Origin of the sequence: Bdellovibrio sp. BCCA, assembly GCF_037996825.1 — a bacterium.
GTDB lineage: Bacteria > Bdellovibrionota > Bdellovibrionia > Bdellovibrionales > Bdellovibrionaceae > Bdellovibrio.
Map to the genome: position 1 here is coordinate 1,125,558 of NZ_JBBNAC010000001.1, position 26,428 is coordinate 1,151,985.

Below are 26,428 nucleotides of genomic sequence, written 5' to 3' on the forward strand. Positions count from 1 at the left end.
GTTAAGATGCCTTTACCGATAAGTAATGTGAATGTCACACAAGATTACTTACCGGGAACGAGGTCAGGGACCGCTGCTTATTTTACTCCATGGTTATGGAGGCAGCGTCCATCATTGGGAGGCGATTGCAGATCGTCTCTCTTCTCAGTACCGCGTGGTCATTCCTAATCTCACGCATCTTTATATGAGCACGGATAAATTGTTTTTCTCTGTACAAATTGAAGTGCTGGCGAAATTTATTCGTGAAACATTTCCTGGTGAAAAAGTCAGCGTGGCGGGACTCAGTTATGGCGGCGCTCTTTCTTGGGGACTCGCGACTCAACATCCAGATCTGGTTAAGAAAACTGTTTTGATCAATCCAATGGTCACAGATCCGGTGCGTTTCTTTTTACCTAAAGAACTGAAATTCTTTTTCTCAATTCCCTTAAATCTAAAAAGCGTCTACGTGATGCTGGCCACGCCAATGGGAAAGGCTTTTCTTAAAAGAGCTGCGCAAATTTTCCGCGATGAAAGAAGTGAAGGGGCCACAGCCGTTGAACATCTCAAAGGCCGAAAGCTTTTGTTTGTCGCTCACATGATTCATCACTTCTCTTGGATTTTACGTTCTGAAGATTGGCGTGTTTGGAATCAGAAGCTCTACACGTATCGTGGTGAATGCCGTTTGATTTTTGATAAAGAAGATTTGCTCTTTAACCACGAAGCCTACACGAAATTCGCAAAGCACATTGGTTGTGAAGATTTGATTCCGATTGAAGGAGCCGGGCACCTGGCGATTAAAACTTGCCCTGATGCGATTGCTGATTTGATGTCGGAGTTTTTAAAAGGTTCAAAGGCGGCTTAGCTGCTTCAGCTCCCGGGCCATGCGGCCCTCCGCTCTGCCGGCTTCCGCCGGAGCTGCTTCAGCTTGCGTGCCCGCTACCGCGGATTACACATTAAAACTAGAGCCGCAGCCGCAATGTTTAGATGCGTTTGGATTATTAAAGACAAAACCTTTGCCGTTTAATCCGCCGGAATATTCCAAAGTCATTCCTAAAATGTAGAGCATGCTTTGCGGATCAACGGCGACTTTTTGTCCGTTGGATTCAAAAAGTTTATCGCCGTCTCTTTGAGCGGTATCGAAATTCATTTTATAAGAAAGGCCCGAGCATCCGCCTTTTTTCACCTCAACGCGCAGAAAAGCAGATTCTTCTTTTCCTTCTTCTTTTTTCAAAGCGGCTAGTTTTTGAGCTGCTTCAGGTGAAATTTGAATCATTTGCGGGCTCCTTGTCAGAGATAAATACCTAGGCAGTATAACATAGCTGTCAAGCCTTGAGGAGGCCGAAAACTCGGCCCAGGGTTGATCTTTAAGTATCTGGAAATACTGGATTATTCTAGCGTAGAGAATTCTTCAGGATTTCCACCGCACGCAGAAGTTCTTCTTCCGTTGTCCAGCGGCCGACGCTGATTCTTAAAGAACACTGCACCTCATCCACACTGATTCCAAGCCCCGTCAAAACGTGACTGATCACCATAGCGCCAGTGCCACAGGCTGAGCCCGTGCTCACACCGATTTTTTGTAAGCGAGGTAAAATCTGTTCAGTTTTAAAACCAGGAAGAGTGATGTTGAGATTGTTTGGAGCGCGCTCCGTAGGATGACCATTCAAACGAACTCCAGGAATAGCATCTTGCAATTTCGTCCATAAAAATTCACGAAGGTTTGTAAGCTTCGCAAATTCCTCTGGAAGATTTTGTTCGCAAATTTCAGCCGCCACACCAAAGCCCACGATCGCAGGAACATTTAAAGTTCCAGAGCGAAGCCCGCGTTCTTGGCCGCCACCATAGATGAGTGGATTGAGTTGAACTTTGGGATCTTTAGAGCGAATGAAAAGAGCGCCGACACCTTTCGGTCCGTAAATTTTGTGAGCTGAAAAAGACATCAGATCAATTCCCATCTCTGTGGCATCTACCGGAATTTTTCCCGCAGCTTGAGTCGCATCCGTGTGCAAATAAATTCTATGTTCTTTTGCCAGGCGCGCGATCTCAGGGATCGGATTGATCGTGCCGATTTCGTTATTCACCCAAATAAAACTCATGAGTTTTGTGTGAGGCTTGATTGCTTTACGAATCGTTTCAATTTCTACTTGGCCAAATGAATTCACAGGAAGGAAATCGACTTCGACACCCATTTTTTGAGCCGCGGCCATCGCTTTCATGATGGAACTGTGTTCAACAGTGCTTGTGATAAAGTGAATAGGCTCGTGGGGATTTTCTTCGCGCAGTTTTGAAATCAAACCGAAGATAACCCAATTGTTGGATTCCGTAGCGCCACCAGTGAAAATGATTTCAGTGGATTTTGCGCCAATCAAAGAAGCGACTTGAGCGCGCGCTTTGGTCACGGCATTTTCAGCAAGCCAACCCCAATGATGTCCGGCACTGGCAGGATTTCCAAAGAATTCTTTGAAATAAGGTTCCATCGCTTGAAAAACTTTTGGATCCACGGGAGTCGTGGCGTTGTAGTCGAGATAGATGCCTTTGTCTTGTTGCACTTTAGTGTCCATCGGGCGCTCAGAGTTTAAGTCCATGGCTAGGAGCTAATCCCGACAAAGCCTTCGCGTCAACAGCAAAAATGCCTGCTGCATTAAGCTGTTACTTTGGCGCGTTCCTTTTCCTCATATTCCTGGATTTTTTCATTGAGGAAGTTCTGGGCGCGGTACTTATCGAGGTCCTTGATGTCGCCCTTTAAAATGTGAAGCTGAGAAATTCCCTGGCTTTGCAGGCGCTCTTTTTGAGTATGATAAAAAACACCTCCCCGAGGAGTATACAGAACGTACTTATTGTTCCTGGGGAGATGTATATAAACATTAAATTCCACGGCCACGTCACCTGTGAGTTCGTCGACATGGATCGACGCCATTTCTTCGGCGGCGGAGTCTCCGCAATTTGACTTGATGTCGGCGCGGGGAAAAAAAGCCATCGCGACTTCGTTGCCGTTGTGAATGGATTTTCTTAAAAACTCTGCGTATTGCAACGCCCAGTCTTCAAAAGGCACTTCGCGAATTTCCAAATCCATCGAGTCACCATCGCGAATGTCCTCGCCGTTATTTCTTAAAAAACGAAACAGACGTTCGCGGATTTTTCCAATGAACTCGGCATCCAAAGATTTGTCTTTTCCCATGGCGGTCACGAGGTAGCCTGAGAAACGACTGGATTCAATGACGATGCAGGAAACATTAGTGGAGGCTTCAATTCCTTGCGCGGTTTCAGACGTCGTCTTGAGGCAAGAGTTTTCTAGAGCCTCTTTGGTTCCGCGCAAAATAATCGAATCTTTTTTTGTCGCTTGAGGATCATTTTCAACTTGTTCTGGAGTCAGGCGATTCTTTTTGTGCGTATTTGTTTCCGGCAGAGGCGCCCAACCAGGAAGATTTCCTTGGGGTTTTTGCGGAGTTGATGAGAGCGGCGTTGTCGCATCTGTATCAAACATCCGCGAATGCAAAGTGCCAGCACCGATGCCGTGTCCAACAGGACCTGAATTGTTCGTGCTTGTTCCGGGAATCATTCCGAGTCCTTGAGCATCGTCACTAAACATTTGCGCCAACACACTTTGCGCATTTTGTGCGGAAAATCCGCCTTCGCCTTTAATCGCAATAACACTGGCTTCTTCAGAAGAAAGACCCGTACGCATTTGCTGTGGAGAAACTCCCTTGGTCTGCAAATCCTTGTAGTATTTATTCACCGTTCTTTCAACAGCCGGACCCGTGACAGGGGGATACAGCAAATATTCCGTCGCGCAGGTGCTGAGCAAATTGTAAGAAGCCGCCGAATTTTCTTCGGCAAAAGCAATCACGCAAACGGGAAAGGCTTGGGTTAAAATTTTCGGAAGATTGCGCACTTTGCGGTTGGGATGATCAATGCTCACCATCACAAACTGCGGCTGTTCTTGAACCAAAAAAATCAAAGCCTCTTTGAGATTTGTCGTGGCTTTAACTTTCCATTCCCGATTTCTCAGAAACCCCTCAACAGCTCCGAGGCCGCCGGGTTGAGACTTAATAATAAGCAGCGATTTTTTAATAGTCTCTTGATTCATAGGTACATCTTTAACGGTTTGTTAACCGTAATAAGCGAGTGTTTCTACAGTATCTTAATCAAGATTACGAAGGCTTAATCGGATGACTAGTCTTTAGGCGGTGTGGTCTCGAACATCCATGCTATGCAGAGCCTTGCTTGGCGGAACCAGAGAGAACCATTACAATATTCTTCATGAAAAAACATTCTCTGCACAGTCCGACTTATTTTGTTCCTGCCGGCAAAAATCCTGAGTCCATGTTTGAATGGAAAAAAGTAGATTCTGAAATTCGCAACCGCAAAGGCGAAGTGTTTTTCGAGATGAAAAATGTAGAAGCCCCGGCAGGTTGGTCGCAACTTGCCATTGATATCGCGGCCAGCAAATACTTCCGCAAAGTCGGTGTGCCAAGAACGAAACATGAAAACTCCGTCAGACAACTTGTCAGTCGTGTGGTGAAGGCCGTGGCAGGCTCCGCAGTGAAACAAGGCGGTTATTTCGCGAACAAAAAAGACGTCGATGTTTTTGCCAAAGAACTTCAATACATTCTTCTTTCACAACGAGGCGCCTTTAATAGCCCCGTATGGTTTAATGCGGGTCTTTGGGAATCTTATAAAATTGAATCTCCGAGTGAGCACTTTGCGTGGGATGAAAAAAAGAAGCAGATCGTTGCGACAGCGAATGCTTACGAACGCCCGCAGTGTTCTGCGTGCTTTATTCAAAGTGTTGACGATTCTATCGAGGGCATTTTTGAACTCGCAAAAACGGAAGCAAAACTTTTTAAATACGGATCAGGCACAGGCAGTAATTTTTCAAAAATCCGCAGCCGTTACGAAATGACGGGGGCCGGTGGAAAAAGCTCAGGCCTTTTGTCATTCCTGGAAGTTTTGGATAAAGGCGCGGGAGCTATCAAATCCGGCGGAACCACTCGACGAGCAGCTAAAATGGTCGTTGTTGATATCGATCACCCTGAAGTTCTTGATTTCATCGATTGGAAAATGAAAGAGGAACGAAAAGCGCACATGCTTATCGCCGCAGGATTAAGTCCTGAGTTTGAAGGGGAAGCTTATCGCACCGTCTCTGGCCAGAATGCCAACAACTCGGTTCGTGTCAGTGACGCTTTCATGAAAGCGGTTGAAGATGGAAAACATTGGAAATTAAAATCCCGTGTTTCGGGAAAAGCCCTCAACGAACTTCCGGCGGTCGATGTGTGGCGCAGGATCACTCATGCTGCGTGGATGTGTGCAGATCCTGGCGTTCAGTTTCACGACACGATCAACAAATGGCACACATGCCCTAACACAGATGAAATTCACTCTAGCAATCCTTGTTCTGAATACATGTTCTTGGACGACTCGGCCTGCAACTTGGCTTCGATCAATCTTGTGAAGTTTTTAAATGAAGACGGCAGTTTTGATTTTGAAGCTTTCATTCACACGGCTCGCACACTTTTTGTCGCGCAAGAAATCTTAGTGGATTATTCAAGTTATCCAACCGAAAAAATTGCGCAGAACTCTCATGACTATCGTCCTTTGGGATTGGGCTTTGCGAATTTAGGAAGTCTCTTGATGCGTAAAGGAATCGCCTACGACAGCGATGAAGGACGTGCGTGGGCGGGGGCCATCACGGCGTTGATGAATGGTGTCGCTTATTTAACAAGTTCAGAAGTGGCGCGCGCGAAAGGAGCTTTCGCAGGCTTTAGGAAAAACCGCGCGGCGATGCTGAAAGTGATGAAAAAGCATGAAAAGGCCGTCAAAGATATTCAATGGTCTTTCTTGCCTCAAGGCTTAGACAAGGCCGTTAAAAATCTTTGGAAAGGTGTTTTGTATAACGGCACGAAACACGGTTATCGAAACTCTCAAGCGACCGTGATTGCGCCAACTGGAACCATTGGTCTTTTGATGGACTGTGATACCACGGGAATTGAGCCTGATTTCTCGTTGATTAAATTTAAAAAACTTTCTGGTGGTGGAGAAATTCAAATCGTCAATCAATCCGTTGAGCAAGCTCTGCGCACTTTGGATTATACGCCCGAAGAAATCACGGGGATTCTAAAATACGTCGCGGATCACAACACGGTTGAAAAATGTCCTCAGATGCATCCTGAAGATATTCCGATTTTTGATTGTGCGACGGGAGCGGCAGGGCACCGGGTTCTTTCTACGGAAAGCCACGTGAAGATGATGGCCGCAGTGCAGCCTTTTATCAGCGGTGCAATTTCTAAGACGGTGAACCTTCCTAATAGCGCTACCGAAGAAGACATCAGCAATATTTATTTCCTGGCTTGGAAGTTGGGAATCAAGGCGGTCGCCGTTTATCGCGACGGCAGCAAACAGAGCCAACCTCTGAATGTCCATAAGCCTAAAGGCGTGGCAGAGCCGGTTATCCCGAGTTTTACCATGAAATGTCCTGAATGTGGCAGCGACACAGTGCTTACGAGCGGTTGTTATCGTTGCCCTAACTGTGGCACCACGGTGGGCTGCGCTTAGAGCAAAATCGGCTCTAGATATTCAGAATTAATTAAGGTAAGGTCGTACCGCGGCAGCGGGCAGAGTGTAGGGCCAGAGGCCCGAAACTGAAGCAGTAAAGGTTTATATGAGCAAAAAAGATATTTTCGGTGATGAAATTGAAGAAACAAAAGACATGGCGAGTTTTGAGCAGCTTTTTGCTCAATCCGAACAAGGATTGAAAACTCGTGTTTCTGTCGGCGATCAAATTCGTGGAGAGATTCTTTCTATCGGAAAAGAAGAATCCTTTGTTTCTACAGGAACTCCTGTTGATGGATTGATTTTTACTAAAGACCTTATGGATGAAAACAAAGAAGTGAAATATCACGTGGGTGATATGATCGACGTTGTTGTGATTTCTGCGAAGGGCGGCGAGATTCGTTTGGCGAAAAAAGGTTCTAAGAATGCTTCGACAGATTCTTTGGAAGACGCCTTCGATATGGAATTGCCAGTGACTGGAACCGTGACAGAGGCTGTGAATGGTGGTCTGCGCGTGAACATCCAGGGGAAAACGGCGTTCTGTCCTATTTCACAAATTGACTCTAAATTTGTGCAAGACACGGCGGAATACGTAGGTCGCAAGTTTGATTTCTTAATCACACAGATGGACAAACGCAACATGGTGGTCTCTCGTCGTAAGCTTTTGGATTTGCAAAAAGCTGAAAACGAAGGCGTCTTCATGGAAAAACGCAAAGCGGGTGACATCCTTGAAGGTCGTATCACACGTTTGGAAAAATTCGGTGCTTTTGTTGAGCTAGAAGCGGGCGTTGAAGGTATGGTTCACTTGTCAGAACTGACTTGGTCTCGCGTGCACAGCCCACAAGAAGTTGTTTCGGCTGGTCAAACTGTGACTGTGAAAATTCTTAAGATTGAAGATGTCGACGGACGCTTGAAAATTTCTTTATCGATGAAACAAGCGGACGGCGATGGCAATCCTTGGAATTCAGTTCCGGCAAAATTCCCTGTGGGAACTGTCGTGAATGGTAAAGTAGAGAAGAAAGAAACTTACGGTTTGTTTGTGAATATCGCTCCAGGCATCACAGGTCTTTTGCCAAAATCGAAATGGCGTGATCATATTGATGGCGCGCAATTTGAAAACAAAAAACGCGGTGATGAAATTGTCGTTCAAATCGATGAAATCAAATTTGAAGAGAAAAAGATTTCTTTGGGCGTTCCGGGCGCAGGTGAAGATCACTCTTGGAGATCTCATCAACCGGCTTCCGGCACTGGTTTTGGTTCTTTGGGTGATGCTTTGAAGAATCTAAATATCAAACCGAAGTAGTTAACTTAAATACTTTTCTTTATTTGGACTGGTGTCTGCCAACCCAGTCCAAATCATCTTTTGCGGTATAGAAAAATGCACGGTCGTACCATGATCTAAAGTGCTTTCTACCCAGATTTTTCCTCCATGACTTGTGACAATGCCTTTTGCGATGGCTAAGCCGAGACCTGAACCGTATTTGGCAGTTTCTTTTGCTTGCCAGTAGCGGTCAAAAAGATGCGGCAAATGTTCCGGCGCGATCCCCTTGCCTTCATCTTTAATCGAAAAATGAATGTCGTCTTGCTCTTCGCGAGCAGAAAGAGTGACAAGTCTTCCTGGTGGAGAAAACTTAATGGCATTGCTTAGAATATTAGAGAGAACTTCCGTGATGCGATCATGGTCGCAGAGAATATCTTCTTTACTTACTTCAATGTTTGTCTTGATATGTATTTTCGTTTTAACAACGTGGTGGTGGACCGAATGAAGACCTTCTTCCACGAGTTTTTTTAAATTGGTGGGTTTTAATTCCACGGTGAAATTTCCCGATTGGATTTTTGCGAAACATAAGAGGTCATCAATAAGGCGTTTCATGTAGCGCACGGATCTTTCAATAATTTGAACAAGTTCCAGTTGCTCCTTGTGTCCGCTCTCGGTGAGGCTGTCTTTAAGAAGTTCGGCGCTCATTTGAATAGATCCCAAGGGATTATTCAAATCATGGGAAACAATAGCTAGAACATCTTCACGTAATTGAATAGCGTCACGCAATTTTTCGTTGGCAAGTTGCAAATCTTTTCCGCGCTTGACGATGTCTCTCTCCATGCGCTCTATACACTCTTTAAATTCTTGATTGGGATCTTTTGACGGGAAATGATTGTTTAAAACAAAATCGGTAACATCGACGACGTGGTGATAGATGTACTTCAACACTCCGTTTTCGAAAAGCGGAGTGTTGGAGGGGCTCCAATAACGGACTTGATAGTTACCTGTGACGGGGGGCAGGCGGATGTCATACTTCTGCACGGCCATGGCATCGGGACCTTGTTTCGCAATAACACGGTTTAATGACATTCGAAGATTACGCATTCCATCGGCGTTGGATTCGTTGGGATTCTCCGGAAAAGCTTCAAAAAGACTTTTTCCTATAATGTCTTCGCGTTTTGTCATTGTGATTTCGAGAACGGCGTCCGTCGCGGCTACGATGGTGAATCGAGGAGAGTCGGGAAGAAGAATAAGGTCAATGCCTGGTGATGACTCGAATATAAATTGAAAGTTGGGGCCCATGGAAAACTTCCTTGTCACCCCTCTTTTAGCTCCTAAGTGATAAGGTCTCAATAGCTCCTTGACCTTTTCTTGATTACACTTTTGTAAAACTAACCTCCGCGATGTTTAAAATATTGGATGGCTTTTTCATGCTTTTGGGCGGCAGCTAAAGTTGAAAAAGTTCCGAGATTTCTCCGTTTGCCTGTCTTTGGATTTTTCTTACGAGAGTAAATTCTATATCCACCTGATTTAAGTTTGCGAATCATAGAGTCCTCCTTTGTCTTAAGAAAAATTGAATCATTTTCCTTCGAAAAAATGGAGAATCCAGTGTCTATTTACAAATTCTAAGAAAGATTCTTAAGCCAAAAGATCAATGCCATTTCCGCGAAGTACTGATGACGGCGCTCTCGCATGTTCGCTGTTTTGTAGGGAGCTTCGATAATATCTTTAAGAACGCGCCCTTTGTATTGCAGACTCACTTCGCAACTGTGCTCATCTTTCGGTAGCACATGCAGATGTAAATCCGCGGAATTCTTTACTGCGCGAGACTTTGAGAAACTCCACGATTGATCCGTCATGAAGTCTCGTAATACGGGCATTAAACGGTTCATTAAAAATTGCCCTGTCACTTCGTCGATCAAGCAGACAGATTTTATTTGCTTTAAATTCTCCGCAAAAAGTTCAGCGGCATCGTTGCCATCGCGAGCAATCGTACAGAACTGCAAGGCCTCCGTGAGTTTTTCAAGAGCGTCGGCCATTTCTTTTTCTTGTGATTTAAAGAAAGACAGTTTTACTTCCACATACGGAAGATGCACGCGGTATCCTTTTTCGATTTTCACATCTTTTAAAACGTCTTCCACAATCACGGCGACATCGGATTCACCGACACCCATCGTGTCCCAGATGCGTGTGATATAGGGATCAAGATTTTTAGTATTTTCTGTGAGCCACTCAGCAATAGAATCTTCCCAAACGGCTTCGATTTCTCGTGGGGGTCCCGGTAAGACAAAAACTTTTTTACCATGAGCTTCAAGGTAAAAAGCATTCGCCGTCCCTTGAGAATTCAGCAGAATTTTGGAACCTTGGGGGAAGTAACATTGCTGTCTTTGGATGTCCTTCACGGCGTAACCGCGAGAGCTTAAGCGATCATTCACATGCTTCCAGGAAGTTTCATCAAACTCCAAAGGAACTCCCACCCATTCCGTCACAATATCGCGAGTGAAGTCATCGGACGTAGGCCCCAGTCCGCCGGTAATAAATAAAAGATCTCCATGAGAAGCGCAAAATTCCAAACCCTCGCGCATCAACTTTCGTTCATCGGGCACCACAAGATGCGCTGTCGTCGTCAGGCCCGCCGCTTTTAATTTTTTAGAAATCCACGAAGCGTTTTTATTGACGATTTGTCCGTCGGTGAGTTCTGTGCCAATGCCTAAAATTGCGGCTTTCATTGCGAGAATTCTCCTAAATCTTTCTCTCACTTTGCCCGCCAAACGATCCAATCTCAAGATCTGCGTCCAGATTCTTCCGAATAGGCTCTGCCAATGGCGTATATGCATCGCATTATCGTGGTCAAAACCTTGCCCCGGTGTCACTCTCTCAATAGATTCACGCAGTTAAATTAGATAATAAGACGCTGCTTCAGTTCCGGGCCTGTGGCCCTGCACTCTGCCGGCGTCCGCCGAAGGAGTCCCGTTATGTCTTTTAATTGGAAAGAGTTTGATCTTTACAATCCAACACCTGAACACGCGATGCTTCGTGAAACTGTGAAGGCATTCACAGAAGCTGAAATCGAACCGCAGGCTCATGAGTTTGATCGTTCTGAAAAATTCAATCTCGCTCTTTTCAAAAAAGTCGGTGAGTTGGGACTTCTTGGTATCACAGTTCCTGAACAATTCGGTGGTGCGGGAATGGATGCGACAGCGGCTGCGATCGTGCATGAAGAGTTGTCGGCATCAGATCCAGGATTCTGCTTGGCTTACCTTGCGCACTCCATGCTTTGCGTGAACAACATTGCCGTGAACGGAAGTGATGAACAACGTCACAGAGTTTTGCCAAAACTTTGCTCTGGCGAATGGGTTGGTTCCATGGCGATGTCTGAGCCTGCCGTGGGAACAGACGTTTTGGGTATGCAATCAAAAGCTGTGAAAACAGGAAACGACTATATTTTGAACGGTCGTAAAATGTGGATCACCAACGGCACAATCGATGAAAATAACACTCCTTGCGATCTTGTTTTGGTTTACGCAAAAACAGGCGAGAAACACGGACGCGCTCTGGTTTCGACATTCATCGTTGAAAAAGATCACAAGGGTTTTGAAGTCGGACAAAAAATCAAAGACAAGCTTGGCATGCGTGGTTCCAACACCGCGGAACTTGTTTTCCAAGACTGCCATATTCCTGCAGCGAACTTGATCGGTCATGAAGGGGATTCTATGCTCCACATGATGCGCAATCTTGAGATCGAGCGTCTGACTTTGGCTGCGATGAGCTTGGGTATTGCCCGTCGTTCTATTGAAATCATGAACCGTTACGCGACAGAGCGTGAGGCTTTCGGAAAATCTTTAAATCACTTCGGTCAAATTCAACGCTACATCGCTGACAGCTATGCAGAATACAAAGCGGCACGTGCTTACGTTTACGAAACAGCTCGTCGCATGGATTTGAATAAAGAAGGAAACCGTTTGGATTCTGACGGTGTAAAACTTGTTGCAACAACAATGGGTAAAAACGTCGCAGACCGCGCGATCCAAGTTTTGGGTGGCTACGGTTACGTGGGCGAGTACGTTGTTGAAAGACTTTGGAGAGACGCAAAGTTATTAGAAATTGGCGGCGGAACTTTGGAAGCGCACCAAAAGAATATCACTCGTGACTTGGCGAAGAGCCCTGAGTCTCTTTACAAGTAGGTATCATGTTTCCATACGGGCCCGAGCTTGAGATCAACGCCAATTTAAAAGTTCACTATCAATTGATTCTTGAGAAGATCGGGCCTTTGCTCACAGACGAGCGCCGACAAAAAATCGAGCGTGTTGTCTCTTTAAGAAATTTCGACACGGCCGTTGTTCTTGAAGGCATTTATGATCGCGGGAATATTTCTGCGGTGATGAGAAGTGCCGAGGGCTTGGGTTTTGGAAATTTCCACGTCATTGAAACTCAAGAAAAATTCAAAGAAGCCAATCGTGTCACTCAAGGTGCCGACAAATGGGTGGAAGTGCAGAAGTGGAAAAAGACCGCTGATTGCGTAAAGACTTTAAAATCCCAAGGCTACAAAATCTGTGTCACACACTTGGATGCCAAAGCCAAACCTCTGCACGAAATTGATTTTTCCGGCAAAGTCGCCCTTGTCTTAGGAAATGAAAAAGATGGTGTGAGCCCTGAGATGATTGCTGCTGCCGATGAAACCATCATCATTCCAATGACGGGCTTCGTGCAAAGTTTTAACATCTCTGTGGCGGGGGCTTTAAGTCTTTACCATATCTCTCAAGATCGTTTGAAGCGCTTAGGATCAAATGCGTCTTTATCTCAAGAAGAGCAGGGGATCTTGCAGGCTTATTACTACATGCGCACACAAGACTCGGCAGCTCAATACCTAGAAGAAATGTTTTCTCGCGGAATCCTTAAAGCCTAAACGCGTGGCTCTCGGGCGCTTTTACTGGGGAAGAATCCTGGCAGGTCCGCTCCGTCAGACACGGCATCGTGCCTCACCGCGCTTTGGTACGACTTCGTGTCGGCGCGGAGGTCTGACTGCGCAGAACTGCCAGGATTCTTCCCCAGCAAAAGCGATGATGTCCTGTGTTTAGCATTAAGATTTAGCTCGGCGTACTTTTGCGAATGACTCTGTTTTTAGAGTTTGTAGAATTGGTCTATGGAAAATATTATTTTTCGTCCCGCGCAGATTGAAGATGTTTCCGAATTGGTGAAGCTTCGCTTCATGATGATTTGTGAAGATGGTGGTGATTTGTCTCAGAAGACGCCTGAGTTTGAGAGGCTTGCTGCATGCCAAAAAATCAGGTGCTTCTAAAATTCACTTGGGGACTTCTAAAGAGGGTCGACACCTTTATGAAAAATTGGGTTTTAAAGATGTCGCCGTTCCTGCTTTGGAACTCAGATTTTAATTTATTTCGTTCCTGAAGATTTGTTTTGATACGAACCTTTGCCGCCGTTTTTGCGCACGAGTTTTTCATAGAATGCGATTTGTTTGTCGATGCTCTTTTGCATTTCTGGTGAGTCGACTTTGCGGCAGACATTCAGCGATTCAATTGTGCCTGCTGGGTCGTACTTGTTTTGATATTCGGATGTGACGCTGTTCATTTGGCGGATCAATTCTTTTTTTAATAGATCCAATAAAGATTTATCCAATTGCGCACTTGGAGTTTCAGCATGCGCTTTTTGTTCTTTGGTTGGTTCTTGAAAAGACACATTTCCTAGCGTTCCATTTTTTTGGAAGTTCAACACACGATAAAACGGTTGTTTCTTTTCATCTAAACGGATGACTAAAGATTTATCGGCGTATTTGTTTTCAAGAACTCCGATGGATTCGTCTGTTACGAAATATAATTTCTTGCCGGAAGAAAACTCAAATGGTGTTGCAGAATCGGTTGTGAGCTTAAAAGTGCGAGCATCCGCTTTGCCATCCAAAGCTTCATGGCAACGGATCAAGTTTGTAAGCTCTTGAGAAGCTAAAGCCGGAAGAGTTGAAAGAACACCTAAACACGCTAAAAAGAGAGACGCTTTTTTCATAGTATTCCAGTTCCGCGAGCTCACATGCCGCTCTTTGAGGATAAACGGAATTTTGTCCAGCTTCGAGTCTAGATTGAAGGGTTGTCCTTGGGCTCAAATTCCACTAGGATTTTTCTATGGAAGGAGCCTCTATGAAAAAGACAGCTTTGATAATCTCCCTTGCGGTTCTTGCCGGTTGCGCCGAGAAAGTAGTGACGGATCATAGTGATAAGCCGGCACCCATCGCCGCAAAATCCTCGTTTTTTATGACAAAACCTCAGCCGACCGAACCTGTCGAGTTGGTCTTTGATACAAAGTACGCAGGGAAAAAGGCGGTGAACTATCGAAAAAATCCCGATATCAAAATGTCGGGGAGCGCGACTTTAGACCCGAAAGCTCTAAAGGAAGTCGCTAAGCCTGTTAAAAAGAACAAAGCCCCTTTTTACGTGTTTGATCTTCGTCAAGAATCTCACGGTCTTATCAATGACATTCCGGTGACGTGGCAAGCAGAGCACGATTGGGCCAACGCCGATTTGAATCATGACGAAGCTGTTCGCCGCGAACGCCGTCAACTTGGTGATTTGCGTGTCGGGGAAAAAATCAATGGTGTAGAAATCAAAAGTATCGAAACGGAAGAGAGCATGGTTCGAAGTGCCGGCTATCAATACGTGCGCTTAACCGTGACGGACCACGTTCGTCCGGTGGATTCAGAAGTAGATCGCTTCATTGAGGCGGTTCGCGAGCTTCCGGAAAATGCGTGGATTCATTTTCACTGCCGTGCGGGCAAAGGTCGTACAACGACGTTTATGGTTTTGTACGATATGCTGATCAACGCAAAGTATGTTCCGTTTGACGACATCATCAATAGAAATGCGAAACTCAGCGAAGACTACGACGTGATGGCTGTTGTTGATGCCAAAGACTGGAGAGCGCCTTACCAAAAAGAACGCGCTGATTTCGTTCGTGCCTTTTACGAATACGCTAAAGAAAATCCACGTGGTGAGAAAAAACTTTGGTCGGAGTGGGTGAAATAATGAAAAAGAATTTAAGTATCGTTTTGGTCATGTTGTTTCTAGGAGCCTGTGCGACAAAACCAAAATCCCATGACTCTGGTTTTGAAGATTTAAAAGAAACAAAACATGCAACAACTGTAAAGAAAGCAGAAAAAGCTCCCGCAGAACCGGCGAAGGCTTCAAGTATCGTCGTCGATTCCAAGGATTTACAAGTTCTAGAAAAAATGACGAAAGCTGTGGAGTTGTATGTTTTAAAAAATGATAAGAAGCAGTTCACAGCACTTTGTAAAGACAAACGCTTTGATTGTTTCGTAGACGATAAAGCTTACCCGAAAACAAAAAAGAAAATCGCACGTGCGGTGCCTCCTTATGCCAGCGGCTCAAAAATGGGCTTGCAAGGAGAGCAACGCGTGCACGTGAAATACGATTTTTATCCTTAGTTTTTACGAAGGATGATGGATTTCATCAAGGGCTCCTGATCTGGGAGCTCAAAGTCCAAACCTTGCGCCGGAGCGGGCAAGATCTTAAACGAAAATTCTCTTTTTAGTTTGTTCAATCTTAAATGCAAATCACCGGTCGTCCATTTTTCGTAGTTCGTGCAGAAAAGCAGAAGGCCGTTTTTTTCTAAGCAGTACATGCAATTGATCATCAGCTCATCAAAGTTTTTGCTGATTGAAAACACACCACTCTTCGAACGACCAAAAGAAGGAGGATCACAGATGATCAACCCAAATTTTCTTTTGCGACGGATAGTGCCCTTTAAGAACAACAAACAGTCTTGCACCCAAAACTCGTAATTATCTTGTTCTGGGTTCAAACTGTTCAGTTCGAAATTGCGTTTACTCCAATCAATGAAGTTTTGCGAAACGTCGACGGTGCAAACTTCCTGGGCTCCCGCTAACGCTGACACCACACTGAAACCACTCGTGTAAGAGAAAAGATTTAAAACACGGCGATCTTCAGCATGTTCTTTCACCCACAGACGGTTTTCACGCTGATCCAGGAAAAGTCCCGGAGACAATCCCGTGTCACTGCGAAGTTCGTAGTTCACGCCATTTTCTTTCGCCGTCCAACGTGTCGAAGTATTGCCGATATTCCAAAGAATCTCAGCATTGGGATCTTCACCACGGTTGAGCATTTTGCGCACCAGGATTTTCTTTTGATGTTTTTTAGCAAGCTTTTCAAAGCGAAGCAGATCTTGAACCGTTGGATCGGATTCTTTGTACCAATAAACCCAAAGGTACTCACCGTATTGATCGATACGGTAAGTGTCCAACTCACGATGACTAAGACGCAATGATTCTTCTTTAAGTTCCGAAAACTTATACATGCGTTCACGGCGCTGGAACGCTTCCGCTAAAATCAGCTCTTCCGTTTGAGATTGTTCATTGTGCTCGGCCCACTCTGGAAGATCCGTTTCAAAGTGGATTTTTTCACCACGAAGTTCAAAAGAAAGCGAAAGCGAGTGAAGGCACAAACGGAAATAAGGAGTTCCGTTGTGATCATTATCACCTAAGATTGCAATGCCGTTAGCTTCGGCGTGCAAACGAATTTGATGAGGTTTTCCCGAGTGGGGAACTGCTTCCCAAAGACCGTAATCGCCAACACTCTTCAGCCATTTAAAACTGGTTTTAGAGTTCGGCTCTTTGCTCACCGAGCTGACGAAAGCATTTCTTTCTTTCGTGATTAAAGATTCGTAAGTGAACTCTTTCTGTGAAGATTTTTTGTCCGTGAGAAAAAGATATTTTTTAGCGACCTTGTGTTGTTCAAAAAGATGCGTGATCTCGGCGGCTAATTCCTGCGAAGTCGGGAAGACCATGGCTCCTGATGTTGCTTTGTCCAGGCGATGCACGACGTAGAGTTTGCGATCCAGTTCCTCTTCATACACTTCCACGCAACCACGCTGCCCGAACTCGGGAGTATGGGTGTTGAGGCCTGCGATCTTGTCAATAAAGATGCAGCCGGCTAATTCGGTGTATCGGAGCTTAATCACACGTGTCATCTGGCTACTATAATCCGGTTTTCATTGAGGGTCATCGGTATATTCGCTAGAAAGTATAGCTGGACCTTGCCGCTTCGGACAGTCCTCACTCGAATGGTTTGGTGATGGCTCCGCCGTTGTTTTTCGCCTCGTTGCGGAACTTGCGTCAAGATCCAGCTATACTTTCTAGCGAATAACGGAGGTCTCTCTTGAAAAACCTGATTATAGTAGTTCTGCTTGCGTTTCCATTTCTTGCGGGTTGTGGGATTCAATCTCTTCCTCAAGGTAAGAATAGTACTGAGGCGGCTTTGGCTGAGGTTACTAACCAGTACAAACGTCGGGCTGATTTGATTCCTAATCTTGTGAATGTTGTTAAAGGGTATGCGAAGCATGAGCAGGAGACTTTGACGGCTGTGACGGAAGCTCGTGCTAAGGCGACTTCGACGCAGATTGATCCTTCGAAGGTGACTCCTGAGCAGTTGGCTAAGTTTCAACAAGCTCAATCTGGATTGTCTCAAGCTTTGGGGCGTTTGATGGTTGTGACTGAAAAATATCCTGATTTGAAAGCCGATCAAAACTTCCGTGATCTTCAAGCGCAGTTGGAAGGCACTGAGAATCGTATTACGATTGCTCGTCAGCGCTATATTGAATCTATTCGTGATTTCAATAATCTTATCACGGTTCCGCCAACAAGCTGGACGAACTCTGTGATGTATCACTTCGAAAAAATGCCTCAGTGGGATTTGACTCCAGAGGAAAAAGCAACGGCTGAGAAAGCTCCAGAAGTTAAATTCTAATGCGCTTTTTGGCCCTTTCCTTCTTTTTATTTTTTACCAGTCTGAGTGGTTTCGCTCAGACTGAATTTAAAGTTCCCGCTCTCACGGGGCCCGTGATGGATGAGGTGGGATTTTTAAATCGTTCGGATCGCCAAGATCTGATGCAGCTTCTTTACGACTTCAATCGTCGTGGCAAAGCGCAGGTGCAAGTTTTGATTGTGCCTGACCTGCAAGGTCTTCCGATTGAGCAAGCTTCCATTCAAATCACTGACAAGTGGCAATTAGGCGATAAGAAAAAAGACAATGGCGTTTTGTTTTTGATCTCCGCCCAAGAACGAGCGATGCGCATCGAAGTCGGACAAGGCCTTGAGGGTGCGATTCCTGATATCACGGCGAAACGTATTATCAGCGATCAAGTCATTCCGCTTTTCCGCGCTAAAAGATATTCTTCGGGCATCGTTGTCGGTGTTCATGAAATTCTTCGTTTGGCGGATAAAGAATTTGCTGACGAAAATAATCTGCAAGACTCTGAATCCAAAGGCGGCGACATTCCCGTTTTTGTGATCATCGCTCTGTTAATCATCATCTCTATCCTCGGCCGATTCGGTGGCGGAAGAGGACGCTTCTATCGCGGCGGCGGAGGCTGGGGCGGTGGTGGCGGCTTCGGTGGAGGAGGATGGTCCTCTGGCGGAGGCGGCGGCGGTTGGTCCGGCGGTGGCGGAGGATTCAGCGGCGGCGGCGCCTCGGGAAATTGGTAGGGCCGTGAGGCCGCAGAGTGGAGCGACCTCGGGTCGCGTAACTGAAGCAGCTCTTGGAGTTTTAATGGCGTGGATTAATAAGTATCTTTCAAATGAGGATCTTAAAAAAATTGAAGACACGATTTCTCGTGTTGAAGAATCCACTTCAGGTGAGATCGTTCCTGTTATTGTGAAACGCTCTTCGACCGTGGGTCATGTGCCTTTGACCTTAACTTTGCTGATCACGCTTTTGATTGTGATCGTTGAATTTCCATTCAGTGATTGGTTGTGGGTAAGGCCTTGGGTTTATTTATGGCCCGTTCTTTTAATCGTGATTTATTATATTTCACACGTTCTCGGGAAAGTTCCCTGGATTCAAAAAATCCTGGTTCCTGAAAAAGATGAAGTGGAGCAAGTTCATCAACGCGCGCACTTGGAATTCTACACAAACCGTGTGAATCGCACCGAAGGCGGTACGGGCATTTTGATCTTCGTCTCTGTGATGGAGAAAAAGGCCGTCGTCCTCGCGGACGAAGGCATTTCCGCAAAACTTCCTAAAGAAACCTGGGACAAAATTTTAGGACAACTCGGCCAAAACCTCAGAGCCGATGAGTGGTCCAAAGGTTTCACCAGTGCCATCGAAAACTGCGGTGAGCACTTGAAACTTCACTTCCCAGTAACGTCAGAACGACAAAATCAGCTTAAGAATCACCTCGTTGTTAAAGAATAAATGAAAGTTCATCAATAAAGAAAGCGGATTTCTCGAATCTTACTTTTGAGAGATCACAGTTCAGTACTAGAGTTATGTAAAAGTCGCTGGCTTCCTGCTTGAATGAATGTGAAAGACCATACTTTATATCTCCTTCAAGGCCGACAACTCCAAAAACTTCATTCTGTCTAAGGGCGGATGTTTTAGTGAAACTTCTGTAATCTCCGGAAAATTTGTGAACAAACTCATTGGCGAAGATCGTAATTCTAGGCGAAGCCAAGTAGTCGTGAATAGAATTGAAATTAAGTGAAAGGCCATTGTTCTCAAAACATCTGGTGTAGACGCGTTCTACATTTCTTGATTGAACATATTTTAGAAAAGCTGTATCGAGCTCTTTTAGTGCATGCTTAAAAGACTCTTCTTGAAAAAGAAACGATATATCTTCGTTCTCGTCGAGATCCGTAAATTTAAAGTTAAACTCTTGACGAAGTCCTCTGGCATTGAGATCTGACAGCGTCCTAAGACCCGAGCGGAAAAGAGCAGAAGAAGCCATAACTTCCGATTCGAGTACTTGAGGATTTTGATTCTTAAAAAAGTCCTTTAATTTCATAAAGACGACTCCTTTGAGTTGACTGACTTTTAGCGATGGTACTGCGAGAAAAGCAAGGATGTAGAACTGGTGCAGTCGGCAGGACTCGAACCTGCAACCCCTTGGTTCGAAGCCAAGTGCTCTATCCATTGAACTACGACTGCACAATGAGCCTTAACACTACCAAGCAAGGGTAGAGAAAGGCAAGAGAGGGGCTGTCGCCTTTAGTTCTGTAATGGGAGCGCGCGTCGGAGAAATCCCTGTCTCTCCAGGCAATTAAAGACTGTCTCAGAGTATATTTCGTGCGACTCGCGGGTGTATTTTAGTTTTGTGTATACTTGTGCTAGATTCTTTACGCCGCTTTCCTCAATGGCTTTTCTGAGATCTGGGTGGTTCATGTAGCGTTTCCAGCCTGCTATTTCTCGATCGCTGTAAGATTCAAGAATTTCGTCATCGGTTTTCATCTGGTATTGTTCTCGATGAACTAGGGCTGTTGTTGGAAGTCTGTCGCGAGTTTTGGGTTGTTCGTCAGGATAACCTAAAGAAAACCCGACGACAGGCACGACGCCCTCCGGGCAGTTTAAAATCTTAGCAATTCGATCGCAGCTTGCCAGTGTCGTTCCCATATAGCAAATTCCTAGGCCCTCCGCTTCGGCCGCCAGTGCGGCATTTTGGCTGGCTAACACGGCGTCGATGGCTGCAATCATAAAGCTCATAAAGTTATCGAAGTTTTCAGGGGCCTCGCGCAACTTAATCCATCTTTTCATGCGATGAAAATCCGCACAAAAAGTCAGAAGCAAGGGAGCGTCGAGCACCATGTTTTGTTTAAAATGGGGTTCATACAATTCTTCCTTTATTCTTTGATCACTCGTCACAATAACCGAGTACGCCTGCATATTTCCCGAAGATGAAGCCCGCGTTGCTGCATGCAAAATTTTATTAAGAGTCTCCTCAGGCACAGGTGTGTTTTTGTAAGATCGAATGGACGTGTGATTATGAATCACACCAAAGATCTCGTTTGAGCCCATTTTGCCTCTCCAATTATTGTCTTGTTGCAGTGAAATTTCCCAAAAGTTCGCCGGACTCTAAGTACGCACTTCCAGTTAACACTGGAGCATCACCGTGACGGACCTTATTGAAATTTTCCGGTGTCAGTTGCGCTTTATAGATGACTTTGTAGGAGCGGCCCGCTTCCACGGCGACAATTTCAAATCGCAGTTCACAAGATGAAGTCCTGCTCGAACATTGAGCTTCGCCAACCAATGGAGAACTAAAAATACCTGGAACAGTGATGGTCCCCTCAATGTTTCCGTCAAAGCAATTCAGATGTAAAGGACTCTGCTGACCTTTGAGCTCCATTTGATCGAGGAACAGATGTTCTCCGATTAAAAGCTGCATTTGATAGTTTCCATCCAGCTGTGGCAATACGTGGGCTGAAGCGATGCCAGGCAAAAGAGACATAAGGGAGTAAAGAAGATATTTCATTTTTATTCCTTTCATGGTTAAGAACTGAGGGCCAATTTAGGTGAACTATCTATTGAATAAAAGTGTATAATAGATGATATTATGTGACTTATGGATACAGATCGTTTGAGGTACTTTTGTCTTATCGCGGAAACGGGAAGCCTGACTAAAGCTTCGGAGCTTTTAAATATTTCCCACAGTGGTCTTTCCAAGGCCATGACGCAGTTGCAGGGAGAAGTAAATCAAACACTCTTTCGTCCGCAAGGGCGTGGGTTGGAACTCACCGAAGAAGGCAAAACTCTTTACATAAAAAGTATAAAAGTTCTCGAGATGGTAGAGGATCTTAAAGCGCGAGAGACCGTCGTTGCCAAACAAGTTTTAAGAATCGGAATGACAGAGATCTTTTCAGTGGCTTTGGCCCGCGACATTGTTGAAAGTCTCGAGACGCCTGTGAGCATCTATGACTTCGACTCTGGCGAAATCGAGGTGAAACTTCTTGAAGATGAGATTGATTTTGCAATTTCGACGGTTCCATTTCCGCATCAGCATCTGGAGTATTTAAAAATAACAAAAACCTTTATGGGGGTTTTCCATAAAAATCGGGACTTCAAAAATCTTTCTTTAGAAGAAATCCCTTTCGTAGGCCCCAACTCAGAAATAAAAAACAATCCATTAAGTCTTCGTTCCAGAGACGGTTGGCCCGAACAGTTAAAGCGTCGCTTAGTTTATGGAGCGAGCACTTTGCCGACAGCCTTAGGAATTGTCGATGCGGGAGCTGCCGCCATTTTCATTCCTCGTTTCTTAGCAGCAGCTATAAATGAGCAGCGAACGCCAGGCCTTCATTTGTTAGAATACGAAACACATCGTGCGGTTTTAAAAAGTGCAGCGAGGGACATCTATTTGGTAAAAAGAAAAAATAGAGAAGAAACCAAGGAAATGAAAGCCATCGCAAGGATTCTCCGCAAACGTTGTTAAAAAACGACCGAAGGCCAACGGCTTTCGGTCGTAGTATCAACTAAACGTTAAAGTGAAATGATTGAAAGAAGGAAGCTACGATTTGTAGCATGGAACCAATAAAGTTTCTTGGGTTCACGGCTGTATAGCCGCGTTTGTTTTGCACGTGAGTTTCAAAGTGCAAATGAGGAGCGGTACCAATTCCCGTGTTGCCTGAAAGAGCAATCAAATCACCTTGATTTACACTCGCTCCCGCTTTTGTCTTAAATGCAGAAAGATGCGCATACAAAGTTTCAAGTTTTGCATTGGGATGAACCACGATCACGTAGTTGCCATAACCAGAAATTTTCTTGGTAAGGCGGTTTCTTTCTGTACGAGTCGCCAAAACTTTCCCTGAATAAACGCTCACAACCTGAGTGCCAATACCAGCGCGAAGGTCGATACCCTTATGCAGGCGGTTGATTTTTAAAACAGGGTGACGGCGCATTCCGAATTCACTTGTCGCTACGATGCAGCCCTTGCCGCAATTTTTAATCGGACTGAGGATCGTCTCTGTAGATCCTGCTTTATCGACAATACCAAACTCTTCGCGGTCTTTACGAAGAAGGTCAATTTCCTTAGCCAAAGAGTTCATCTTGCCAAGAGTGTTTGCAATTTTATATTCAAAGAACGATTGTCTGATTGCGCTGCCGTTACTTTCTAAAGACGATGTTTGGCGAAGATCCGGAAGAGAGATACAGAAATCCGTGCGATCAATCACGTCAGAAGAGCGAATGTCTTCGTCAAGCACGTCGACGACGCGAATCCCGCAAGCCCAGCCATGGCGTGACTTCTGAATATTTTTTTGTCCTGGAATAATATAAGGATAGTTCACGCGCTCAGGGCTGCTTTGGGCAAGGCTCAAAGAATCATTAATGTCTTTAATGTCGATAGCAAGAATGGTTTCTTCAGGAACTTCCAGTTGCGAGGTCAAGGCGCGATCGCCGTCTGACATTTGCGTAGCAAGAAAAAGATGAATGGAGTTGTTTGTCTTTAAATAGAGAGTTCCATCCATCTCATCTGCGGCATGGGCAAAGCTAAAAGGAGCCACGGCGAGGAATAAAACGCTACTAATTAGCTGAGATATAAATTTTCTTTGCATACACGTTCCTCCAGACTGCTTCGCGGAATTGCGAAGAACAGGCCGAAAAGGAAACAGCAGGGAGCTCATTAAATTCGATCTCACCCAAAAAGAGTGTCAAACTCTTAGTGAAGTGACTACAAAAGTTGTCACTCTGCTGGCAACGGAATGATGTCGGTCTCTCCAGGAACTTGCGGAAAGCTTCCGTCGCGCCACTGTTGTTTCGCGCTTTCGATTTTTTCTTTGGATGACGAAACATAGTTCCAATAAATGTGCCGAGGTTCGGGGAAAGCTTCTCCACCTAAAACAACAAAGCGAGTGTCTTCGGTTGCAGTGACTTTCAATGACGAATCTTTTTCGAGCACAACGAAATCATCCGGATTGATTTTCTTCTCACCGACAGACAGTTGTCCTTTGATGATATAAAAAGCCAACTCGTGTGTTCCCGGATCATATTCGAACGTTTGATCTTTCTTTAAGCTCACATCCATAAAGAAAAGCGGGGAGTAAGCATTCACCGGAGATTTTTTATCGAACGCACTTCCGGCCACGAGCACCACATCCGCACCGTTCACTTGAAAGCGCGGAATGCTTTCTTGCGGATGATGCGTGAAAGAAGGTTCTGTGTCTTCGTCTTTCAGGGGCAATGCCACCCAAAACTGCAAGAGATGTAAGCGGTGAGCTTTGTCGCGCAACTCTTCCGGCATGCGCTCTGAATGAGAAATGCCTTTTCCTGCCGTCATCCAGTTGACGTCTCCCGGAGAGAGCACTTGTTTGTTCCCAAGGCTGTCATGGTGTAAAACGTGGCCCTCAAGAAGATAGCTCAGAGTAGACAACCCAATGTGAGGATGAGGACGAACATCGATGCCTTGGCCCGCGGCGAAGTCTGTCGCAGGAAAATAATCGAAAAAGATAAAAGGCCCCACCATGCGCTTCTTCGCGTAGGGAATCAAACGGTGCACAACAGGGCCACCCACAGAGACTAAGCGCGGTGCAATCTCCATAAGAATATTATTTTGTGTGGTACTCATATTATGCCCCCTTTTATTCTATCGAAAGTCATGTTAGCTTAGGTCATGAAAACAAAAAAAGAAATAGTTGATAATTGGTTGCCTCGCTACACCGGCGTCCCCCTCAATGAATTTGGTCAGTACATTTTGCTTACAAACTTCGGCAATTACGTAAAGATGTTTGCCGATCAATTCAATGTTCCCGTGCGCGGACTTGATAAGCCGATGCAAACAGCAACAGCGGAAAATATCACAATCATGAACTTCGGAATGGGCAGTGCCCTTGCCGCGACATGCATGGATCTTCTGTCGGCCATCAATCCGAAAGCCGCTTTGTTCCTTGGTAAGTGCGGCGGCATCAAAAAGAAAAACCAGCTTGGTGACTTTGTTCTTCCTATCGCGGCCATTCGCGGCGAAGGAACAAGCAATGAATATCTTCCGGCAGAGATCCCGGCTCTTCCGTCGTTCCGTTTGCAAAAAGCGGTTTCCTCGATGATCGCAAAACATCAATGCGATTATTGGACAGGCACGGTTTACACAACCAATCGTCGCGTGTGGGAACATGATGATCAATTCAAAGATTATCTGACAAAAACCCGTGCGATGGCAGTGGATATGGAAACAGCGACGATCTTCGTAACGGGTTTCGTAAATGAAATTCCCCGTGGAGCCTTGTTGCTTGTGTCTGACAACCCAATGATTCCAGACGGTGTGAAGACAGAAGAGAGCGATAAAAAAGTCACTGCGAACTATGTCGAAAAGCATTTGAGCATCGGTATTGACGCTCTTCGCGAGCTTCGTGACTCCGGTGAGTCTGTGAAGCATTTGCGTTGGGATTGATTTCGCGCAAATTTTAAACTCTCTAAATTCCAAATTCGTGCAGGTTTTGTAGCATGTGAACCATTGCGAGGAGGCCTGCATGAAATGGATGATTCTATTTCTTACCGTCTTTTCTTTATCTCAAAGTTTTGCTGCCGATAATTTGCCACGGCCTTTACCGGATGATCCTTATCCGCAAGAGCCTTATCCTGGAGAACCTCCTCCGTCACGTCCGGAGCCACCTCCACCACGCCAAGAAGTTTTGTATTCGATAGGTAACGGAGATACGGGACGTTTCGGATCACGCACGTATCAATTTTTTCCACGACCGGATTTAAATCGCGTCACGAAAATTCGTTTAGTGGGTGCACGAAACAATATTGAGATTAAAGAGGTCCGAATTATTTACGCTGACAATTCAGGTGAACGATACGAACGTTCACTTCCCGGGGACTTGAATGCGGGAGGCGTCCGCGAAGCTTATTTAGATGGACGTCGCATTTATCGTATTGAAATCACGGCCTCGTCTTCCTATTTCTGGAAAAAGCCGGGGAGCTATCGAGTGGACATCACCGCTGTGAGATAACAAGTGCACTTTTTTTGAGCATGAAAATTAGATATGAAAATAGAAAAAGCTCTCGCTTTCATCGGGTGCTTTTTCTTATTTTCACCTTTTTTCATGCAATTAACATGTTGTGTCATTATGAAAACTGCGATATAACTGGGCCCACTTTGAATCAATACACAATTGAATGATGCACTTTTGGGGAGGCTCGCTTTGATCAATCCAGGCAATAATATGCACGCTGAAGAAATGATCGACTCTGACTTGGACTCGGATCTAGAGAACGAAAAAGAGATGAAGAAAACCTCTGCTTTCGAAGCAGATATGGATGATGACCTTGAGAGCGAGATGGCTCTAGCTGGCATTCCCGGCAATTTGTTGATGGAAGGCGAAGAAGACGACCTCAACCTTGATGAAATCGAAAATATTCTTGAATTGTCTGATACGACGTATCCGAAATTCACATTGGCGAAAAACAAAGCTCGTTTCCTAAGAATGGTGAGCTGGTACCGCGGTAAAGAAGAGTGGATCGAAGTGGCTCCTCTTTCTGGCGTGACAAAACTTTTCAAGCAACAAACAAAAGAACTAGAAGGCATCCGTTCTTCTAAGTTGGACTATGAAATGGAACTTGAAACAGGAACTTTGACTCCGTCACAAAGATCTTATCGCCGTGACGAATTGAAGATGTGCAAAGTTCAAGAGAAAATGGCTGTTCACTTGATCTCTAAACTTCAAGTAAAGATCAAATCAGGCCGCCGCTAGGCGGGCAGAGCGAAGCGACCTCGGGTCGCGTAGCTGAAGCAGTATAAAATTTAGAACCACTAGAACGCCAAGCCCTCAAAAGCTTGGCGTTTTTCTTTTCTGCCCTCGCAGGTCCTAACGCACTGACGTCAATAATTCGAGTTCTA

At 45.2% G+C, this 26,428-nt stretch carries 28 protein-coding genes and 1 tRNA gene; 15 read left to right on the forward strand and 14 right to left on the reverse strand.

The features are described 5' to 3' along the window. Positions 1–31: 31 nt before the first annotated feature. Positions 32–841 (forward strand): alpha/beta fold hydrolase, encoded by an 810-nt coding sequence (locus tag AAAA78_RS05520; RefSeq protein ID WP_340590792.1) that lies wholly within the window; start codon positions 32–34, stop codon positions 839–841. Between the two features lie 84 nt (positions 842–925). Here AAAA78_RS05520 and AAAA78_RS05525 read toward each other — a convergent pair whose 3' ends face one another. The 3 genes from AAAA78_RS05525 to AAAA78_RS05535 form a co-directional block, all read right to left on the reverse strand. Continuing rightward, on the reverse strand, positions 926–1,252 hold the full coding sequence (locus tag AAAA78_RS05525; RefSeq protein WP_295905565.1) for a HesB/IscA family protein: 327 nt from the start codon (positions 1,250–1,252) through the stop codon (positions 926–928). Between the two features lie 118 nt (positions 1,253–1,370). Continuing rightward, positions 1,371–2,561: a cysteine desulfurase family protein gene (locus tag AAAA78_RS05530; protein WP_340590793.1), complete on the reverse strand. Its 1,191-nt coding sequence runs from the start codon at positions 2,559–2,561 to the stop codon at positions 1,371–1,373. A gap of 56 nt (positions 2,562–2,617) precedes the next feature. Next, positions 2,618–4,063: a hypothetical protein gene (locus tag AAAA78_RS05535; RefSeq protein ID WP_340590794.1), complete on the reverse strand. Its 1,446-nt coding sequence runs from the start codon at positions 4,061–4,063 to the stop codon at positions 2,618–2,620. 173 nt (positions 4,064–4,236) lie between these two features. Between AAAA78_RS05535 and AAAA78_RS05540 the strand changes: the two genes are divergently transcribed. Both AAAA78_RS05540 and AAAA78_RS05545 read left to right on the forward strand, forming a co-directional pair. Further along, entirely contained in the window at positions 4,237–6,528 is a 2,292-nt protein-coding gene (locus tag AAAA78_RS05540) for a vitamin B12-dependent ribonucleotide reductase (protein WP_340590795.1), read from the forward strand. Positions 6,529–6,634: 106 nt separating this feature from the next. Then, the gene (locus tag AAAA78_RS05545) at positions 6,635–7,828 is read left to right on the forward strand and encodes a S1 RNA-binding domain-containing protein (RefSeq protein WP_340590796.1); all 1,194 of its coding nucleotides are present in this window, start codon (positions 6,635–6,637) and stop codon (positions 7,826–7,828) included. Here AAAA78_RS05545 and AAAA78_RS05550 read toward each other — a convergent pair whose 3' ends face one another. The 3 genes from AAAA78_RS05550 to AAAA78_RS05560 all read right to left on the reverse strand — a co-directional run bounded on the left by AAAA78_RS05550 (position 7,829) and on the right by AAAA78_RS05560 (position 10,515). Next, positions 7,829–9,088 carry a sensor histidine kinase gene (locus AAAA78_RS05550; protein ID WP_340590797.1) on the reverse strand — a complete coding sequence of 420 codons (1,260 nt, stop codon included), beginning with the start codon at positions 9,086–9,088 and terminating at the stop codon, positions 7,829–7,831. Between the two features lie 89 nt (positions 9,089–9,177). Further along, positions 9,178–9,333 (reverse strand): hypothetical protein, encoded by a 156-nt coding sequence (locus tag AAAA78_RS05555; protein ID WP_340590798.1) that lies wholly within the window; start codon positions 9,331–9,333, stop codon positions 9,178–9,180. Between the two features lie 78 nt (positions 9,334–9,411). Further along, the gene (locus AAAA78_RS05560) at positions 9,412–10,515 is read right to left on the reverse strand and encodes a competence/damage-inducible protein A (protein WP_340590799.1); all 1,104 of its coding nucleotides are present in this window, start codon (positions 10,513–10,515) and stop codon (positions 9,412–9,414) included. A 246-nt stretch (positions 10,516–10,761) separates the two neighbouring features. Here AAAA78_RS05560 and AAAA78_RS05565 point away from each other — a divergent pair, with 246 nt between their 5' ends. The 3 genes from AAAA78_RS05565 (at position 10,762) to AAAA78_RS05575 (ending at position 13,085) form a co-directional block, all read left to right on the forward strand. Then, complete coding sequence (locus AAAA78_RS05565; RefSeq protein ID WP_340590800.1) at positions 10,762–11,970, forward strand: acyl-CoA dehydrogenase family protein; 1,209 nt, start codon at positions 10,762–10,764, stop codon at positions 11,968–11,970. 5 nt (positions 11,971–11,975) lie between these two features. Next, a complete protein-coding gene (locus AAAA78_RS05570) occupies positions 11,976–12,692 on the forward strand; it encodes a TrmH family RNA methyltransferase (protein ID WP_295904903.1) in 717 nt (238 codons plus the stop codon). Between the two features lie 237 nt (positions 12,693–12,929). Then, positions 12,930–13,085, forward strand: a complete 156-nt coding sequence (locus tag AAAA78_RS05575; RefSeq protein ID WP_340590801.1) for a hypothetical protein — start codon at positions 12,930–12,932, stop codon at positions 13,083–13,085. Positions 13,086–13,180: 95 nt separating this feature from the next. On the opposite strand, the gene AAAA78_RS05580 is transcribed toward AAAA78_RS05575, so the two are convergent. Then, entirely contained in the window at positions 13,181–13,804 is a 624-nt protein-coding gene (locus AAAA78_RS05580; protein WP_340590802.1) for a hypothetical protein, read from the reverse strand. A gap of 131 nt (positions 13,805–13,935) precedes the next feature. Here AAAA78_RS05580 and AAAA78_RS05585 point away from each other — a divergent pair, with 131 nt between their 5' ends. Both AAAA78_RS05585 and AAAA78_RS05590 read left to right on the forward strand, forming a co-directional pair. Further along, positions 13,936–14,817: a phosphatase domain-containing putative toxin gene (locus AAAA78_RS05585; protein ID WP_340590803.1), complete on the forward strand. Its 882-nt coding sequence runs from the start codon at positions 13,936–13,938 to the stop codon at positions 14,815–14,817. Beyond that, a complete protein-coding gene (locus tag AAAA78_RS05590) occupies positions 14,817–15,236 on the forward strand; it encodes a hypothetical protein (protein ID WP_340590804.1) in 420 nt (139 codons plus the stop codon). The genes AAAA78_RS05585 and AAAA78_RS05590 overlap by 1 nt, the downstream gene beginning before the upstream one ends. Here AAAA78_RS05590 and AAAA78_RS05595 read toward each other — a convergent pair. Continuing rightward, positions 15,233–16,798, reverse strand: coding sequence for a class I SAM-dependent methyltransferase (locus AAAA78_RS05595; RefSeq protein WP_340590805.1), 1,566 nt, complete (start codon positions 16,796–16,798; stop codon positions 15,233–15,235). The genes AAAA78_RS05590 and AAAA78_RS05595 overlap by 4 nt on opposite strands. Before the next feature lie 188 nt (positions 16,799–16,986). On the opposite strand from AAAA78_RS05595, the gene AAAA78_RS05600 reads away from it, so the two are divergent. Genes AAAA78_RS05600 through AAAA78_RS05610 form a run of 3 tightly spaced genes read left to right on the forward strand, consistent with a single transcriptional unit; the run spans position 16,987 to position 19,020 of the window. Beyond that, complete coding sequence (locus AAAA78_RS05600; protein ID WP_340590806.1) at positions 16,987–17,574, forward strand: LemA family protein; 588 nt, start codon at positions 16,987–16,989, stop codon at positions 17,572–17,574. Continuing rightward, on the forward strand, positions 17,574–18,311 hold the full coding sequence (locus AAAA78_RS05605; RefSeq protein WP_340590807.1) for a TPM domain-containing protein: 738 nt from the start codon (positions 17,574–17,576) through the stop codon (positions 18,309–18,311). Before AAAA78_RS05600 ends, AAAA78_RS05605 begins: the two co-directional genes overlap by 1 nt. Continuing rightward, complete coding sequence (locus AAAA78_RS05610; protein ID WP_340590808.1) at positions 18,208–19,020, forward strand: TPM domain-containing protein; 813 nt, start codon at positions 18,208–18,210, stop codon at positions 19,018–19,020. The genes AAAA78_RS05605 and AAAA78_RS05610 overlap by 104 nt, the downstream gene beginning before the upstream one ends. On the opposite strand, the gene AAAA78_RS05615 is transcribed toward AAAA78_RS05610, so the two are convergent. The 4 genes from AAAA78_RS05615 to AAAA78_RS05630 form a co-directional block, all read right to left on the reverse strand. Continuing rightward, on the reverse strand, positions 19,010–19,609 hold the full coding sequence (locus AAAA78_RS05615) for a hypothetical protein (RefSeq protein ID WP_340590809.1): 600 nt from the start codon (positions 19,607–19,609) through the stop codon (positions 19,010–19,012). The genes AAAA78_RS05610 and AAAA78_RS05615 overlap by 11 nt on opposite strands. Before the next feature lie 67 nt (positions 19,610–19,676). Continuing rightward, positions 19,677–19,752, reverse strand: a tRNA-Arg gene (locus tag AAAA78_RS05620). Positions 19,753–19,812: 60 nt separating this feature from the next. Next, positions 19,813–20,616, reverse strand: coding sequence for a nitroreductase family protein (locus AAAA78_RS05625; protein ID WP_340590810.1), 804 nt, complete (start codon positions 20,614–20,616; stop codon positions 19,813–19,815). Between the two features lie 13 nt (positions 20,617–20,629). Beyond that, positions 20,630–21,073, reverse strand: coding sequence for a hypothetical protein (locus AAAA78_RS05630; RefSeq protein WP_340590811.1), 444 nt, complete (start codon positions 21,071–21,073; stop codon positions 20,630–20,632). A 90-nt stretch (positions 21,074–21,163) separates the two neighbouring features. Between AAAA78_RS05630 and AAAA78_RS05635 the strand changes: the two genes are divergently transcribed. Next, positions 21,164–22,027: a LysR family transcriptional regulator gene (locus AAAA78_RS05635; protein WP_340590812.1), complete on the forward strand. Its 864-nt coding sequence runs from the start codon at positions 21,164–21,166 to the stop codon at positions 22,025–22,027. Between the two features lie 40 nt (positions 22,028–22,067). Here AAAA78_RS05635 and AAAA78_RS05640 read toward each other — a convergent pair whose 3' ends face one another. Together AAAA78_RS05640 and AAAA78_RS05645 are read right to left on the reverse strand one after the other, a co-directional pair. Next, the gene (locus AAAA78_RS05640) at positions 22,068–23,147 is read right to left on the reverse strand and encodes a M23 family metallopeptidase (protein ID WP_340590813.1); all 1,080 of its coding nucleotides are present in this window, start codon (positions 23,145–23,147) and stop codon (positions 22,068–22,070) included. Between the two features lie 128 nt (positions 23,148–23,275). Further along, positions 23,276–24,157: a pirin family protein gene (locus tag AAAA78_RS05645; RefSeq protein WP_340590814.1), complete on the reverse strand. Its 882-nt coding sequence runs from the start codon at positions 24,155–24,157 to the stop codon at positions 23,276–23,278. Positions 24,158–24,202: 45 nt separating this feature from the next. Between AAAA78_RS05645 and AAAA78_RS05650 the strand changes: the two genes are divergently transcribed. The 3 genes from AAAA78_RS05650 (at position 24,203) to AAAA78_RS05660 (ending at position 26,282) form a co-directional block, all read left to right on the forward strand. Further along, the gene (locus AAAA78_RS05650; protein ID WP_295905911.1) at positions 24,203–24,976 is read left to right on the forward strand and encodes an AMP nucleosidase; all 774 of its coding nucleotides are present in this window, start codon (positions 24,203–24,205) and stop codon (positions 24,974–24,976) included. Positions 24,977–25,055: 79 nt separating this feature from the next. Continuing rightward, positions 25,056–25,541: a hypothetical protein gene (locus tag AAAA78_RS05655; RefSeq protein WP_340590815.1), complete on the forward strand. Its 486-nt coding sequence runs from the start codon at positions 25,056–25,058 to the stop codon at positions 25,539–25,541. 192 nt (positions 25,542–25,733) lie between these two features. Continuing rightward, a complete protein-coding gene (locus AAAA78_RS05660; RefSeq protein WP_295905913.1) occupies positions 25,734–26,282 on the forward strand; it encodes a hypothetical protein in 549 nt (182 codons plus the stop codon). Positions 26,283–26,428: the final 146 nt, after the last annotated feature.